This is a genomic window from Pseudomonas sp. s4 (assembly GCF_046764235.1).
Classification (GTDB): Bacteria; Pseudomonadota; Gammaproteobacteria; order Pseudomonadales; family Pseudomonadaceae; genus Aquipseudomonas; species Aquipseudomonas asiatica.
The window spans coordinates 5806420-5821520 of sequence record NZ_CP177209.1 but is presented as its reverse complement, the minus strand read 5'-3'; the positions used below and the strand labels follow the sequence as shown (position 1 = coordinate 5821520).

Annotated in this window: 10 protein-coding genes; 6 read left to right on the top strand and 4 right to left on the bottom strand. The window is 64.8% G+C overall.

All coding sequences use genetic code 11. The features are described 5' to 3' along the window. The first annotated feature begins 31 nt into the window (after nt 1-31). The 3 genes from ACK56M_RS27005 (at nt 32) to trhA (ending at nt 6224) form a co-directional block, all read left to right on the top strand. Entirely contained in the window at nt 32-4984 is a 4953-nt protein-coding gene (locus ACK56M_RS27005) for an Hpt domain-containing protein (RefSeq protein WP_015272078.1), read from the top strand. Then, the gene (locus ACK56M_RS27000; RefSeq protein ID WP_054572177.1) at nt 4977-5450 is read left to right on the top strand and encodes a chemotaxis protein CheW; all 474 of its coding nucleotides are present in this window, start codon (nt 4977-4979) and stop codon (nt 5448-5450) included. The genes ACK56M_RS27005 and ACK56M_RS27000 overlap by 8 nt, the downstream gene beginning before the upstream one ends. Before the next feature lie 156 nt (nt 5451-5606). Beyond that, nucleotides 5607-6224, top strand: a complete 618-nt coding sequence (gene trhA / locus ACK56M_RS26995; protein ID WP_013974522.1) for a PAQR family membrane homeostasis protein TrhA — start codon at nt 5607-5609, stop codon at nt 6222-6224. Here the strand turns inward: trhA and ACK56M_RS26990 are convergent, their stop codons facing one another. Both ACK56M_RS26990 and ACK56M_RS26985 read right to left on the bottom strand, forming a co-directional pair. Then, nucleotides 6225-6944, bottom strand: coding sequence for a 16S rRNA (uracil(1498)-N(3))-methyltransferase (locus ACK56M_RS26990; RefSeq protein ID WP_054572176.1), 720 nt, complete (start codon nt 6942-6944; stop codon nt 6225-6227). A 129-nt stretch (nt 6945-7073) separates the two neighbouring features. Then, nucleotides 7074-8480, bottom strand: coding sequence for an adenosylmethionine--8-amino-7-oxononanoate transaminase (locus ACK56M_RS26985; protein WP_054572175.1), 1407 nt, complete (start codon nt 8478-8480; stop codon nt 7074-7076). 265 nt (nt 8481-8745) lie between these two features. On the opposite strand from ACK56M_RS26985, the gene ACK56M_RS26980 reads away from it, so the two are divergent. The 3 genes from ACK56M_RS26980 to ACK56M_RS26970 all read left to right on the top strand — a co-directional run bounded on the left by ACK56M_RS26980 (nt 8746) and on the right by ACK56M_RS26970 (nt 12018). Beyond that, nucleotides 8746-10599 (top strand): FAD-dependent oxidoreductase, encoded by a 1854-nt coding sequence (locus tag ACK56M_RS26980; RefSeq protein ID WP_411959154.1) that lies wholly within the window; start codon nt 8746-8748, stop codon nt 10597-10599. Between the two features lie 254 nt (nt 10600-10853). Further along, the gene (locus ACK56M_RS26975) at nt 10854-11405 is read left to right on the top strand and encodes a cytochrome b (RefSeq protein ID WP_411959153.1); all 552 of its coding nucleotides are present in this window, start codon (nt 10854-10856) and stop codon (nt 11403-11405) included. 34 nt (nt 11406-11439) lie between these two features. Beyond that, entirely contained in the window at nt 11440-12018 is a 579-nt protein-coding gene (locus ACK56M_RS26970; protein ID WP_013974517.1) for a YceI family protein, read from the top strand. A gap of 139 nt (nt 12019-12157) precedes the next feature. Here the strand turns inward: ACK56M_RS26970 and ACK56M_RS26965 are convergent, their stop codons facing one another. After that, on the bottom strand, nt 12158-14041 hold the full coding sequence (locus ACK56M_RS26965; protein ID WP_015272073.1) for a DEAD/DEAH box helicase: 1884 nt from the start codon (nt 14039-14041) through the stop codon (nt 12158-12160). Nucleotides 14042-14260: 219 nt separating this feature from the next. After that, a complete protein-coding gene (locus ACK56M_RS26960; RefSeq protein WP_015272072.1) occupies nt 14261-15049 on the bottom strand; it encodes a substrate-binding periplasmic protein in 789 nt (262 codons plus the stop codon). Nucleotides 15050-15101 lie beyond the last annotated feature (52 nt).

The window sequence follows — 15101 nt, the reverse complement described above, 5'->3', positions numbered from 1 at the left end:
CTCTACTGAAAAGCCGCGCCGAGGAGTGCCCATGGCTGTAGCAGCTGTAAGCCCCGAACGCCACGACACAGTGGCGCTGGCCTGGACCAAAGCCGCCATCCTCGACTGCCTGGGCCAGGCGCGCCAGGCGCTGGAGCGCTTTGCCGGCGAGCCTGGCGACCTGTCGATGCTGGCATTCGTGGTAGACAACCTGCACCAGGTGCACGGCTGCCTGCGCATGCTCGAACTGCGCGGTGCCACGCGCCTGGCTGAAGAACTGGAGCTGTTCGCCAAGGCCCTGGCCGATGGTCAGGTCAGCCCCCGCGGTGATTGCCTGGGCGCTTTGTTTCGCGGCCTGGAGCAACTGCCGTCGTATCTGGAGCGCCTACGCGGCGCCCGCCACGACCTGCCACTGGTGATGCTGCCGCTGCTCAACCAACTGCGTGCCTGCCGTGGCGAGGAGCCGTTGGCCCAGGCCAGCCTGATCAGCGGCGCCACCCAACGCTTTGCCGGTGCCGACGACCTGGCCAACCTCGACCTGTCGCTGGGCAACTGGCGCGAGCAGCTGCAGGCAGGGCCTGGCCGCGATGCCCTGCGCTCGGTGGTGACCGCGCTGTGCGACGACCTGATGCGCATCAAGGAGCGCCTGGACCAGTTCGTGCGTGGCGATCGCCAGCACAGCGAGCAGCTCGATGCCCTGCTGGCACCGCTGCGCCACGTGGCCGACACCCTGGCGGTGCTTGGCTTCCAGCAGCCACGCCGGGTGATCATCGACCAGGTGCTGGCGCTGCAGGCCCTGGCCCAGGGCGAGCGGGCCGTGGACGACGCGGTGTTGATGGATGTAGCGGGGGCCCTGCTGTACGTGGAGGCCACGCTCAATGGCATGGTCGGCCCGCTGGAGGAAAACGGCCAGGGCGGCCTGCCGGGCTCGGACCTGGCCGAAATCCGCCAGCTGGTGTTGAACGAGTCGCTGAACGTGCTGCAGCAGGCCAAGGACCTGATCGGCGATTGCCTGGAATCCGGCTGGCCTCGGCAACGCCTGCAACCTTTGCCAGGGCTGTTGCAGCAGATTCGTGGTGCACTGGCGATGTTGATGCTGCCGACCGTGGCCGAGCTGTTTGCCGGTTGCGCCAGCTATGTGCAGCGGTGGCTGCAGCACCTGGAGGTGGAGCCGCCAGCCGATGAGCTGACGCACTTGGCCGAGGCCTTGAGCGCCGCCGAATGCTACCTGCAATGGCGGGTGGCGGACCCATTGGCGGATGGCCAGCCCTTCATCGACATGGCGCGCGCCAGCCTGGCGACACTGGGTGTGCACTGCGCGATGGTCGAGGCCACCGCAGGCCAGGATGGCAGCGCTGATGGCATCGATGACGAGCTGCGTGAAGTGTTTCTCGACGAGGCCGGTGAACTGCTGCCTGAAATCGAGCGCCACTGGTTGCGCTGGCGTGCCGACAACCAGCAGCGCGAGGCACTGGGAGAAGTACGCCGCGCCTTGCATACGCTCAAGGGCAGCGGCCGCATGGTGCATGCCGAGGCGGTGGCCGAGCTGGCCTGGGGCGCAGAACACCTGCTGAACCGGGTACTCGAGGGCCGCAGCGTGCTCAGCCCGGAAGGCGTGGTGGCCCTGCAGCAGGTATTCGTCTACCTGCCCGACCTGCTGGCCGACTTCGCCGCAGGCCAGTTGCCGCAACTGACGGAAATCGAGCAACTGGCCGGGCACCTGCATGCCCTCGCCGAAAACGATGCCCCGGTGGCGGCCGACATCGACGGCCTCGATCCGCAACTGCTCGACATTTTCCGCAGCGAGGCGCAGGGCCACCTGGCCAGCCTGGATGCTTTCCTGCAGGGCGCCGACGGCCACGATACGCAGGTCAGCGATGGCCTGCAGCGCGCCCTGCACACGCTCAAGGGCAGTGCCGCCATGGCCGGGGTGATGCCGGTCGCCGAACTGGCCACCGCCTTCGACCGCCTGGCACGTGAATACAAGGGCCACCAACTGCCCCTGCGAATGGCCGAGATCGAATGGCTGGAAGCTGCGCGCTCGCTGTTCCACCTGGGCCTGGTGCAACTCGACAGCACGCCGTTGGCAGCCATCCCCGGTGCCGCAGAACTGATCGAGCAGGTCGGCCAGGCGGTTGACGGGCACCTGGCCAGCTTGCATGACGACCCGCAGCATGGGCGGCGCAGCAAGCGCGACCCGCAATCGATTGCCAGTTTCCTGGCCCAGGCCATGGATATCCTGCTTGATGCCGAGTCGTTGCTGTCGCGCTGGCAGGAACAGCCCGGCCAGCGCGATGCGCTGGACACCCTGCTCGACGAACTGACTACCCTGGGCCACGCCGCGCATCTGGCCGACCTGTGGCAGATGGATGACGTGTGCGAGGCCTTGCTCGACTTGTACGGCGCCGTGGAGGAGGGCAGCCTGCCCGCCGATGCACGGTTCTTCGCCCACGTGCAGCGGGCCCATGAAGCACTGCTGGACATGCTCGACGAAGTGGCGGCCGGGCAGGACATCCCGCCAAGGCCAGAGCTGGTCGACAGCCTGCGCCACCTGCTTGGCCAGGCCCTGGCACCGGAGGCCACTGGCCTGGTGGGCATCGACACGGTCACGCCGTTGCATCCGGACATGGACCTGGCCGATACCCTTGGCCTGGGGCCTGCGCACAACCCCTTGCTGCCGGTTGTGGCCGAGCCGCTGGTCGAAGAGCCGGAAAGCCCAGGCGAAGAGCTGCTGGAAGTCTTCCTCGAAGAAAGCTCGGACATCGTCGAGAGTGCCGCCGCAGCCCTGGCGCGCTGGCAGGCCGACCCGCGCAACAGTGTCGAGGTGGACAACCTGATGCGCGACCTGCACACCCTGAAGGGTGTGGCGCGCATGGTCGAAATTGCGCCGATCGGCGACCTGGCCCACGAGCTGGAGTTTCTCTACGAACTGCTGGCCGCAGGCCGTATGCCACCGAGCGCGCCACTGTTCGCCTTGCTGCAGAACTGCCATGACCGCCTGGCGCACATGCTCGATGCCGTGCGCCTGGGGCAACCGCTGCATGCCGCCACCGCGCTGATCGACTACATCCGCAACTTCAGCTTCTCGGCCCTGGCCGATAGCGCCGCCGGCCAGGGGCCGGTCGAAGCCGCAACCAGTGAGGCCCCGGCGGTGGCACCGGAGCGGGCACCGGGCGACATGGTCAAGGTCGATGCCGAGCTGCTCGACGACCTGGGCAACCTGGCCGGTGAGCACTCGATCATCCGTGGGCGCATCGAGCAGCAGGTGAACGATGCGCAGTTCACCCTCAACGAGATGGAAACCACCCTCGAGCGCATGCGCGACCAGTTGCTGCGCCTGGATATCGAGACCCAAGGGCGGATGTCCAGCCGGCAGCAGTTCGAAGGCGATGCCTATGACGACTTCGACCCGCTGGAAATGGACCGCCACTCGCAACTGCAGCAGCTGTCGCGGGCCTTGTTCGAGTCCGCCTCGGATTTGCTCGACCTCAAGGAAACCCTGGCACAGCGCGCACAGGAAGCCCACAGCCTCCTGCAGCAGCAAGCGCGGGTGAACAGCCAGTTGCAGGAAGGCCTGACCGCTACCCTGATGGTACCCTTCGAGCGCCTGGTGCCGCGCTTGCAGCGTGTGGTACGGCAGGTGGCCAGCGAGCTGGGCAAGCAGGTGGAGCTGGTGGTCGGCAATGCCGAGGGTGAACTCGACCGCAGCGTGCTCGAACGTATGGTGGCACCGCTGGAGCACATGCTGCGCAACGCCGTCGACCATGGCCTGGAAAGCCGCGAAATGCGCCTGGCTGCGGGCAAGCCGGAGCAGGGCACCATTCACCTGAATCTGCTGCACGAAGGCGCGGATATCGTTATCGAAATGACCGACGACGGTGCCGGCGTGCCACTGGAAGCGGTGCGCCGCAAGGCCATCAAGCGCGGCCTGCTAGACCCGCAGGCGCAATTGAGCGATCACGAGATCCTTCAATTCATTCTGCGCCCGGGCTTTTCCACTGCCGAGAAGATTACCCAGATTTCCGGGCGTGGCCTGGGCATGGACGTGGTGCACGAGGAGGTCAAGCAGCTGGGCGGCTCGATGAGTATCGAGTCAGCCCAGGGCAAGGGCGCGCGCTTTCTGATCCGCCTGCCGTTCACCGTGTCGGTGAACCGCGCGCTGATGGTGCACCTGGGCGAAGAGCAGTACGCCATTCCGCTGAATACCATCGAGGGCATCGTCCGCGTGCCGCCGGCCGAACTGGCGGCGTGCTACCAGCTGGACGCCCCGCGTTATGTGTACGCCGGCCACGAATACGAGCTGCGCTACCTGGGTGAGCTGCTGCAGGGCATGCCGCGCCCGGCATTGCTCGGGCAGAGCGTGCCGCTGCCGGTGCTGCTGGTGCATTCCCAGGAGCAGTCGTTCGCCATCCAGGCCGATAGCCTGTCGCCCAGCCGCGAGATCGTGGTGAAGAGCCTGGGGCCGCAGTTTGCCGCAGTTGCCGGGTTGTCGGGGGCAACGCTGTTGGGCGATGGTCGGGTGGTACTGATTCTCGACCTGCTGGGCCAGTTGCGTGGCCAGCAGCGGCGCCTGGCGCGCCTGCCGGGTGGCGGTGCGGCTCGGCGCCAGGTGTTCGGCCCGGCGCCACGGCGGGCGTTGCTGGTAATGGTGGTGGACGATTCGGTGACTGTGCGCAAGGTCACCAGCCGCCTGTTGGAACGCCACGGCATGAGTGTGCTGACGGCCAAGGACGGGGTCGATGCAATGGCCCTGCTGGAAGAACACCGCCCCGATGTGTTGCTGCTGGACATCGAGATGCCGCGCATGGACGGCTTCGAGGTGGCCACACGTATCCGCCGTGATGAACGACTGAAAGACTTGCCGATCATAATGATTACTTCGCGCACCGGGCAGAAGCACCGCGACCGTGCCATGGCCATCGGCGTCAACGAATACCTGGGCAAGCCGTACCAGGAGTCGGTCCTGTTGCAGAGCATTGCCCACTGGAGCCAGACCCATGCTTGAACTGATCGCCGGCCAACGCAGCAGCCTGACCGGGCTTTTGCTGCCGTTGGGCGACCGTACCCTGGTGTTGCCCAACGTGGCGGTGGCGGAGTTGAGTGGCCAGCGCAACGTGGTGTGCCAACGCGGCGAGCCGGCCTGGCACCTGGGCTGGATCGACTGGCGCCAGCAGCGCCTGCCGCTGATCGGCTTCGAAGCCGCGTGCGGTGGCGAGACACCCTGCGGCGAGCGGGCACGCGTGGTGGTGCTCAATGCCTTGGGTGATACCGGCCTGCGCTACCTGGCGTTGTTGCTGCAGGACATACCGCGCTCCTGCAAGCTGGACAGCCAGCTGAACTACGTGGACGTGGCGCTGGGTCGCCTGGAACTGGCGGCGGTGCAGGTGGGCGAACAGGTAGCGCGTGTGCCGGACCTGGCCGGGCTGGAACGGCTGGTGCGTGACGCGGAACTGCAACCTGAGATTGGTTAGGATGTAAGGCACAGGGCCCTTTCGCGGGCACGCCCGCTCCCACAGGAAAATCATACACTTCAAGGCAAGTGGATACCTGTGGGAGCGGGCGTGCCCGCGAAGAGGCCATCAGCATCACAACAGGAACCCAGCCCACCTCAGGAGGTCTGTGTTTGCATGTACTACGGTGAACGCTTCAACGCCTGGACCCACCTGGTCGGTGCCGTCCTGGCCTGTATCGGTGCCATCTGGCTGATCGTGGTCGCGGGCCTGCAGGGCGACCCGTGGAAGATCGTCAGTTTCTCCATCTACGGCAGCACCTTGCTGTTGCTGTACAGCATTTCTACCCTGTACCACAGCACTCGCGGGCGGGCGAAGGTGATCATGCGCAAGCTCGATCACCTGTCGATCTATCTGCTGATCGCCGGCAGCTACACGCCGTTCTGCCTGGTCAGCCTGCGCGGGCCCTGGGGCTGGAGCCTGTTCGGGGTGGTCTGGGGGCTGGCGGTGATCGGCATGTTGCAGGAGATCAAGCCGCGCTCCGAGGCGCGCATCCTGTCGATCATCATCTATGCGGTGATGGGCTGGATCGTGCTGGTGGCGGTCAAGCCGCTGCTGCACTCGCTCGGTAGCGCCGGCTTTGCCTGGCTGGCTGCCGGTGGGGTGTTCTACACCGTCGGCATCATCTTCTTCGCCTTCGACAGCCGCTTCCGCCACTGGCATGGCATCTGGCACCTGTTCGTGATCGCCGGCAGCCTCATGCATTTCGTGGCGGTGTCGTTCTACGTGCGTTAGTTAAAAGTCACCCCACAGTTGCTGTGCCACCGACAGTGCCACCACCGGTGCGGTTTCGGTGCGCAGCACGCGTGGGCCGAGGCGTGCGGCGTGGAAACCGGCAGCCTTGGCCTGCTCGACCTCCGCTTCGCTCAGGCCGCCTTCGGGGCCGATCAGGAAGGCCAGGGTGGCCGGCTTGCCATGGCTGGTGAGCGGTTCGGCCACCGGGTGCAGGACCAGTTTCAGGTCGGCCTTGGCACTGCTCAGCCACTCGGCCAGGGTCACTGGCGGGTGGATGACCGGCAAGGTCGAGCGGCCGCATTGTTCGCAGGCGCTGATTGCCACCTGTCGCCAGTGGGCCAGACGCTTGTCGGCGCGTTCGTCCTTCAGCCGCACTTCGCAGCGTTCGCTGACGATCGGGGTGATTTCGTTGGCGCCCAGCTCGGTGGCTTTCTGGATCGCCCAGTCCATGCGCTCGCCACGGGACAAGCCTTGGCCGAGGTGTACGTGCAGTGGTGAATCGGCCTGGCCGGCGAGGGCCTGGTCGAGGCTGACGCGCACGGTTTTCTTGCCCACTTCGAGCAACTGGCCGCGGTACTCCTGGCCACTGCCGTCGAACAGCTGCACGGCGTCGCCGGGGGCCATGCGCAGTACGCGGCCGATGTAGTGGGCCTGGGCTTCGGGCAGGTCATGCTCGCCAAGGCTCAGGGGGGCGTCGATGAAAAAGCGGGACAGTCTCATGGTTGAGCTCAAGCTAAAGGGAGAAGGTGGTCCCTGTGGGAGCGGGTTCACCCGCGAATGCGGCGGTGACTCCACTATTGCATTCGCGGGTGAACCCGCTCCCACAGAGTACGCGGCGGGCTTCCGGGCTTAGCCCGGGTCGCGGAAGTCGGGGTGGAAGTTGGCCGGTACGGCCACGCTGACGCTATCGCGGGTGGCAATGTCGATGCCTTCGCTGGCCACTTCTGCCAGGAAGTCGATCTGATCTGGCGTAATCACATACGGCGGCAGGAAGTACACCACGCTGCCCAGCGGGCGCAGCAGGGCGCCACGCGTCAGGGCATGCTCGAACACTTTCAGGCCACGACGCTCCTGCCACGGGTAGGCGACCTTGCCGGCCTTGTCCTGGACCATCTCGATGGCCAGTGCCATGCCGGTCTGGCGAATTTCGGCCACATGCGCGTGGTCGACCAGGTGCGCGGTGGCGCTGGCCATGCGTGTGGCCAGGGCCTTGTTGGCCTCGATCACGTTGTCCTGCTCGAAAATATCCAGGGTCGCCAGCGCCGCGGCGCAGGCCAGCGGGTTGCCGGTGTAGCTGTGCGAGTGGAGGAACGCACGCAGGGTTGGGTAGTCGTCGTAGAACGCCTGGTACACCTTGTCGGTGGTCAGGCAGGCGGCCAGTGGCAGGTAACCGCCGGTCAGGGCCTTGGACAGGCACAGGAAGTCCGGGCGAATACCGGCCTGTTCACAGGCGAACATGGTGCCGGTGCGGCCGAAGCCCACGGCGATTTCGTCGTGGATCAGGTGCACGTCGTAGCGGTCGCAGGCCTCGCGCAGCAGCTTGAGGTACACCGGGTGGTACATGCGCATACCGCCGGCACCCTGGATCAGTGGTTCGACGATCACCGCGCTGATCGAGGCGTGGTGCTCGGCCAGGGTCTGTTCCATGGCCTGGAACATGGTGCGCGAGTGCTCTTCCCAGCTCGTGCCTTCGGGGCGCAGGTAGCAGTCGGGGCTGGGCACCTTGAGGGTGTCGAGCAGCAGCGCCTTGTAGGTTTCGGTAAACAGCGGCACATCGCCGACCGACATGGCGGCGATGGTTTCGCCGTGGTAGCTGTTGGTCAGGGTGACGAAGCGCTTCTTGCCCGGCTTGCCGACGTTCTGCCAGTAGTGGAAGCTCATCTTCAGCGCCACTTCGATACACGACGAACCGTTGTCGGCATAGAACACCCGGTCGAGGCCGGCCGGGGTCATGGCTACAAGGCGCTCGGACAGCTCGATCACCGGCTGGTGGCTGAAACCGGCCAGGATCACGTGCTCCAGTTGGTCGACCTGGTCCTTGATGCGCTGGTTGATACGCGGGTTGGCGTGGCCAAACACGTTGACCCACCAGCTGCTCACCGCATCCAGGTAGCGCTTGCCTTCGAAGTCTTCCAGCCACACGCCTTCGCCGCGCCTGATCGGGATCAGCGGCAGCTGCTCGTGGTCTTTCATCTGGGTGCAGGGGTGCCACAGGACCTTGAGGTCGCGTTGCATCCACTGATCATTGAGGCCCATGGGCACTTCTCCTGGCTTTGCGGCTTGGTTCGACCGCGTAAGCCTAAGCAATGCCGCAGGGCAGGACAACCGCCGCTGTTCATCGGGTTGCCAGCTACGCTTGCTACCGCGTGGAAACGCTGCAGGCAAAAATGTCTGTGGCGAAAAGGACTTGATGTCACTGCGCTGGCAGGGTCGGTAGACCTGACGTATTCTTAACGCATCTCTCCCGGGGCATTCCTGCCTCTCCACGTTTCTGTAACCCCCTGACTCGGAGTTCGCCGACATGGCTGCTGCTTGGGTGCGCCTGTGCGCGTTGGTATTGATTGGTGTGTCCAGCGGCGCCGCGCTGGCAAAGGACAAGACACCTTCGGCGATCGTCGTGGGTGGCGGCCTGGCGGGCCTGACGGCCGCCTACGAGCTGCAGAACAAAGGCTGGCAGGTGACGCTGCTGGAAGCCAAGGCAGGCATGGGCGGGCGCTCGGGCCTGGCCACCAGCGAGTGGATCGGCAACGCCAAGGCGCAGCCGGTGCTCAACCAGTACCTCGACCGTTTCAAACTTGAAACACTGCCGGCACCGGAGTTCGTGCGTACCCCCGGTTACCTGATCGACGGCGAGTATTTCAGTGCCACCGACCTGGCTACCAAGCAACCGGCCACTGCCGAGGCGCTCAAGCGTTACGAGAAAACCCTTGATGACTTGGCCCGTTCGATCGAAGACCCGCTGAACCCGCAAGCCAACAGCACGCTGTTCGCCCTCGACCAGATCAACGTCTCCACCTGGCTGGACAAGCTGCAGTTGCCGACCACCGCCCGCCAGCTGGTCAACCAGCAGATCCGTACCCGCTACGATGAGCCATCGCGCCTGTCGCTGCTGTATTTTGCCCAGCAGAACCGCGTGTATCGCGGCGTCAGCGACCGTGACCTGCGTGCCGCGCGCCTGCCTGGTGGCAGCCCGGTGCTGGCCCAAGCGTTCGTCAAGCAACTGAAGACCATCAAGACCAGTTCACCCGTGACCTCCATCGTCCAGGACAAGGACGGTGTCACGGTCAAGGTCGGCAGCGTCGGCTACCAGGCGGATTACCTGGTCATGGCCGTGCCCCTGCGCGCCCTGGCCAAGATCCAGATGACCCCGGGCCTGGACAGCCAGCACCTGGCGGCGTTGAAGGGTACCAACTATGGCTGGCGCGACCAGCTGATGCTCAAGTTCAAGAAGCCGGTATGGGAAAGCCGGGCGCGCATGTCGGGCGAAATCTTCAGTAACGCAGGCTTGGGCATGCTGTGGATCGAACCCGCGCTCAAGGGTGGCGCCAACGTGGTGATCAACCTGTCGGGCGACAACGCCCGCCTGCTGCAGGCGTTCGGCGACAAACAGATGGTCGACCAGGTGCTGATCCGCCTGCATGCGTTCTACCCACAGGCCCGTGGCTCGTTCACCGGCTACGAGGTCAAGCGCTACAGCACCGACGCCGGTACCGGCGGCGCCTACCTGGCCTATGGCCCGGGCCAGATCAGCAAGTACTGGCGCCTGTGGGAGCGCCCGGTGCAGCGCATCACCTTTGCCGGTGAGCATACCGACGCCCTCTACCCAGGCACCCTGGAAGGCGCCCTGCGCAGTGGCCAGCGCGCGGCCAGCCAGGTGCAGGACCTGCTGGCCGGCAAGTCGTTCGACCCGGCCAAGGCGGCACCAGTGGCGGCGGCGGCAGCTGCAGGCGCCGTGGCGGCCAAGGAGAGCAAGGGCGGGTTCTTCTCCAACATGTTCGGTGGTTCTTCCGACAAGGGCGACAAGGCTGACAAGGCCCCGGTCAAGGCCGAGCCGAAGCCGGTCGATGAGGCCAAGCAGGATAAGCCGGGCTTCTTCAAGCGCCTTTTTGGTGGGGCGGACAAGCCTGAGGTGAAGGCCGAGCCGATTGCCAAGGCCGAGGAAGTGGCGCCTGCGCCAGCCCCAGCCCCGCAAGCAGCGCCGGCCCCGGTTGCGCCAGCGCCTGTGGTCAAGGAAGCAGCGGCCAAGCCTGCTGCGACCAAGGCTGCGCCTGCCAAGCGCGCACCGGCGCACAAGCCAGCCCAGACCAAAAAGGCGACTGCCAAGTCCGAACCGGCCAAGAAAGCTGTGGCCAATACCCAGGCCAAAGCGGGTTGATTTATTACAGTGCTGGCCCCTTCGCAGCGCAAGGCTGCTCCTACAGGTTCTGCGCCGTCCTGTAGGAGCAGCCTTGTGCTGCGAAAGGGGCGGCACTGGCAACCGCGAACGCTCCGTCTATCGTTAATGTTTCCTTAATGGGAAACTTACAGAATACATATCGTATTTATCGATAATCCAAAGCAGTTTTTTACGCTTTTATTCGATGCGTTACGCGTTAGTCTGTGCACAGCTTTCACGGGGAAACACGCAACATGCAACTGCGCAATTCACCTTCTCGCTACGGCGTGGTCAGCATCGTCCTGCACTGGGGCGTGGCTCTGGCAGTCTTCGGCCTGTTCGGCCTGGGCCTGTGGATGGTCGGCCTCGACTACTACAGCCCTTGGCGCAAGGCCGGCCCGGACCTGCACAAAAGCATTGGTCTGGTGCTGCTGGCGGTGATGCTGCTGCGGGTGCTCTGGCGCTTCATCAGCCCGCCACCACCGGCACCAGCCAGCCACGGCGCATTCACCCGCCTGGCAGCCAAGTTGGGCCACCTGGCCCTGTACCTGGGGCTGTTCGCGGTAATGATCGCCGGTTACCTGATTTCCACCGCCGACGGTGTCGGCATTCCGGTGTTTGGCATGTTCGAAGTGCCGGCACTGGTCAGCGACCTGCCCGACCAGGCAGACCTGGCAGGCGTGATCCATCTCTGGCTGGCCTGGGGCTTGGTGATTTTTGCCGTGCTGCATGGCTTGGCAGCGCTCAAGCACCATTTCATCGACCGTGACGCGACCCTGACCCGCATGCTGGGCCGCAAAGCTTGACTCTCAACCTCAATTGCAAAGGAAGGAAGTAAGGATGTTGAAAAAGACTTTTGCCGCTCTGGCGCTCGGTACCGCTCTGCTCTCCGCCGGCCAGGCCATGGCTGCCGAGTACAAGATCGACAAGGAAGGCCAGCACGCGTTCGTTGACTGGAAGATCAGCCACCTGGGCTACAGCTTCATTCACGGTACCTTCAAGGACTTCGACGGCAACTTCACCTGGGACAGTGCAAAGCCTGAAGCCAGCAAGATCAACGTCGACCTGAAAACCGCCAGCCTGTGGTCGAACCACGCCGAGCGTGACAAGCACATTGCCAGCGCCGACTTCCTCGACGTGAAGAAGTATCCCGAAGCCAAGTTCGTCTCCACCAGCGTCAAGCCGACTGGCGACAAGACTGCTGACGTGACTGGCGACCTGACCATGCACGGTGTGACCAAGCCGGTCACCTTCAAGGCCACTTTCAACGGTGAAGGCAAGGATCCATGGGGCGGCGAGCGCGCTGGTTTCAACGCTACCACCACGCTGAACCTGAACGACTTCGGCATCAAGGGCCCGGGCGCTACCTCGCAGACCCTGGACCTGGATATCAGTGTTGAAGGTGTGAAGCAGAAGTAATTCTTACCTGCTGAAAACCGAGGGGGCCGCTTTGCGGCCCTATCGCGACACAAGGCCGCTCCTACAGGGATTTACGTAACCCTGTAGGAGCGGCCTTGTGTCGCGATAGGGCTGCGAAGCAGCCCCCTCGGTGCTTCTGTCAGCCCTTGCGGGTCAACAGCGCCGGGCGCTCACCGCGCGGGCGGCTCGGCAGATCATCCAGCTGCTCAGGCGTCGGGTAACGGTCGAGCTTGGATTCCTTGCGGATGATCACTGGCTGTTTTTCCGGCTGGCGCGGGTTGCGAACGGCTGGCTCTTGCCGGGCAGCATCGTCACGGGCCGGGCGGCCACGGCCACCCCCATCACGACGGGCACCGCCACCGTTGTTAGCGCGGGCTGGACGTTTCTCGCCGCCACCGCCGTTGCGCTGCTGGCCGCTGTTGCGACCTTGGCCACCGGTGTTGCTGCGGCCATTACCCTGGCCCTGACCTTGGCCGGCATTGGCACCCGGGCGACGATTCCGGCCCTGGTTCTTGCCCTGGTACGGGCTGACATAGTCGGCACGGTTGCCGAAGTTGTCGATATCGTCGTCCAGGAACTCTTCAGGATCACGGTCGGCAGGCACTTTCGGCACGCTGCCGTTGCTGGCCTGCTGTTGCTGCTGGCGTGGCTTCTTGTCACGCGGCTTGCGTTGCTGCTGTTGCTTGTCGCCGCTCTTTTCCTTGTCGGCCGGCTTGTCCGCAGCCTGTTGCTTGGCCTTGCCTTTATCCTTGCCCTTGTCCTTGCGGCCGCCGTTGGCGTCTTTGCCGCCTTCGCCGCGGGCCTGCTGGTTACGGCCACCACGGCCATTGTTCTGCTGGCGTTCGCGTACTTCAGGCTTTTCTGCTTCAACCTGGCTGGCGTCGAAACCCATCAGGTCGCCGTCAGGAATCTTCTGCTTGGTTACCCGCTCGATGCTCTTGAGCAGTTTCTCTTCATCCGGCGCGACCATGGAAATGGCCTCGCCCGAACGCCCGGCACGGCCGGTACGGCCGATACGGTGGACGTAGTCTTCCTCTACGTTCGGCAGCTCGAAGTTGACCACGTGCGGCAGCTGGTCGATGTCCAGGCCACGGGCGGCGATGTCGGTGGCGACCAGTACGCGCACGCTGTTGGCCTTGAAGTCGGCCAAGGCCTTGGTGCGAGCGTTCTGGCTCTTGTTGCCATGAATTGCGGCGGCGGTCAGGCCGTGCTTTTCCAGGTACTCGGCCAGGCGGTTGGCGCCGTGCTTGGTGCGGGTGAACACCAGTACCTGTTCCCAGGCACCCTGGGTGATCAGGTGCGCCAGCAGCGCGCGCTTGTGGCTGGCGGGCAGGCGGTAGACGCGCTGCTCGATACGCTCGACGGTAGTGTTCGGCGGGGTGACCTCGATTCGCTCCGGGTTGTGCAGGAGCTTGTCGGCGAGGTCGGTGATGTCCTTGGAGAAGGTGGCCGAGAACAACAGGTTCTGGCGCTTGGCCGGCAGGCGGGCGAGGACTTTCTTGACGTCATGGATGAAGCCCATGTCGAGCATGCGGTCGGCTTCGTCCAGCACCAGGATTTCCACGTGGGCCAGGTCAACCTTGCCTTGGCCGGCCAGGTCGAGCAGGCGGCCAGGGCAGGCGACCAGCACGTCCACACCCTTGGCAATGGCCTGGATCTGCGGGTTCATGCCGACGCCGCCGAAAATGCAGGCGCTGACCAGTGGCAGGTCACGGGCATAGACCTTGAAGCTGTCATGCACCTGGGCTGCCAGTTCGCGGGTCGGGGTCAGGACCAGCACGCGAGGTTGGCGCGGGCCATGGCGCTGCGACTTGTCGGGGTGGCCGGCCGGGAACAGGCGCTCGAGGATCGGCAGGGCGAAACCGCCGGTTTTACCAGTACCTGTCTGTGCGGCGACCATCAGGTCGCGGCCTTGCAACACGGCGGGAATCGCCCGCTGTTGCACGGGGGTCGGCTGGGTATAGCCCGCAGCCTCGATAGCGCGGACAAGAGCCTCGGAGAGACCGAGGGAAGCAAAGGACATGGGCAATCCTGTTCTCGTGTGGGCTGGGCCCGTTTGGGATGTTCTGCCTGGCGCGACGGGCATCGGTGGGATGCGATCGCGTCCGGTCCAGCTGGGCTTTCACTGCACATCCGGGTAGCAGAGGGTGGACGCGAAAGTGCGTCGATGCCGATCGGGATGCCTGTTGCGAGGCCGAGCGTCCGGGCGTGAGCCGGGCGGGAAGGCCCGAGTATAACAGAGCTATCGCGCTGTGCTGCTTTCCTGCTGCTCAACGGCGTTGAGAATGTTTCCGATGTCGCCTGTGTAGCGGTTGCTGATCGCTGCATAGGCCGGTTCCTGCTTGAAGCGCCGCAGTTCCACGGCGAAGGCCTGGGCCAGTGCCTCCCGCCCTGGCTTGCGCGCCAGCGCCAGGTATTGGGGCTGGCGGCTGATCACCAAGGGCAGCTCCTCGACCTGCTTTTGGAGGCCCAGATGCCGCAGCAGGTAATGGCCGACCTTGCGGTCGGTGATTGCCAGATCGATGCGGCCCAGCATCAGCTTGCCGAAGTTGGCTTCATGGGTAGGTGCAGCTTCGCGCCGGAAATGTACGGCTTCGTTGAAAGCGGCACCGTAGGCGTAGCCGGGTGAGGTGCCGACGGTGAGGCCGGCAAGGTCATCGAGAGTCTTGACGGCATGGCGTCGAGTGCGGGCGTGGAACAGGACGAACTCTACCTCCGACATGGGCTCGGGGGCGTACACCAGGTAGTGCTGGCGCGACTCGTTCTGGAAGATATCCATGATGCCGTCGGCCAAGCCCTGCTCGATCATTGCCAGGCAGCGCTTCCACGGCAGGAACTCCCACTCCACCTCGACGCCAAGGCGCTCGAACACCTGGGTGGTGACTTCGTAGTCGATGCCGCGCGGTTGGCCGTCGTGCTGGTACGCATAAGGTGCCCAGTCGTCGGTCACCAGGCGCAGGCGCTCGCCCAGGGCCAGCGGGCTCAGGCAGGCGAGCAACAGGATCCAGAACAGACGGGCGACGTGTGGCATGGCCGGAGATTACGCGCTCGGCCTGTTCAAGGCCAGTGAGGATGATGTTCTC

Excerpts from the sequence above, each read along its gene's own strand:
- ACK56M_RS26975 (WP_411959153.1), top strand. The coding sequence starts at position 10,854 with ATGCAACTGCGCAATTCACCTTCTCGCTACGGCGTGGTCAGCATCGTC.
- ACK56M_RS26985 (WP_054572175.1), bottom strand. The coding sequence starts at position 8,480 with ATGGGCCTCAATGATCAGTGGATGCAACGCGACCTCAAGGTCCTGTGG.
- ACK56M_RS26990 (WP_054572176.1), bottom strand. The coding sequence starts at position 6,944 with ATGAGACTGTCCCGCTTTTTCATCGACGCCCCCCTGAGCCTTGGCGAG.
- ACK56M_RS26965 (WP_015272073.1), bottom strand. The coding sequence starts at position 14,041 with ATGTCCTTTGCTTCCCTCGGTCTCTCCGAGGCTCTTGTCCGCGCTATC.
- ACK56M_RS27005 (WP_015272078.1), top strand. The coding sequence starts at position 32 with ATGGCTGTAGCAGCTGTAAGCCCCGAACGCCACGACACAGTGGCGCTG.
- ACK56M_RS26980 (WP_411959154.1), top strand. The coding sequence starts at position 8,746 with ATGGCTGCTGCTTGGGTGCGCCTGTGCGCGTTGGTATTGATTGGTGTG.
- ACK56M_RS26970 (WP_013974517.1), top strand. The coding sequence starts at position 11,440 with ATGTTGAAAAAGACTTTTGCCGCTCTGGCGCTCGGTACCGCTCTGCTC.
- ACK56M_RS26960 (WP_015272072.1), bottom strand. The coding sequence starts at position 15,049 with ATGCCACACGTCGCCCGTCTGTTCTGGATCCTGTTGCTCGCCTGCCTG.
- ACK56M_RS27000 (WP_054572177.1), top strand. The coding sequence starts at position 4,977 with ATGCTTGAACTGATCGCCGGCCAACGCAGCAGCCTGACCGGGCTTTTG.
- trhA (WP_013974522.1), top strand. The coding sequence starts at position 5,607 with ATGTACTACGGTGAACGCTTCAACGCCTGGACCCACCTGGTCGGTGCC.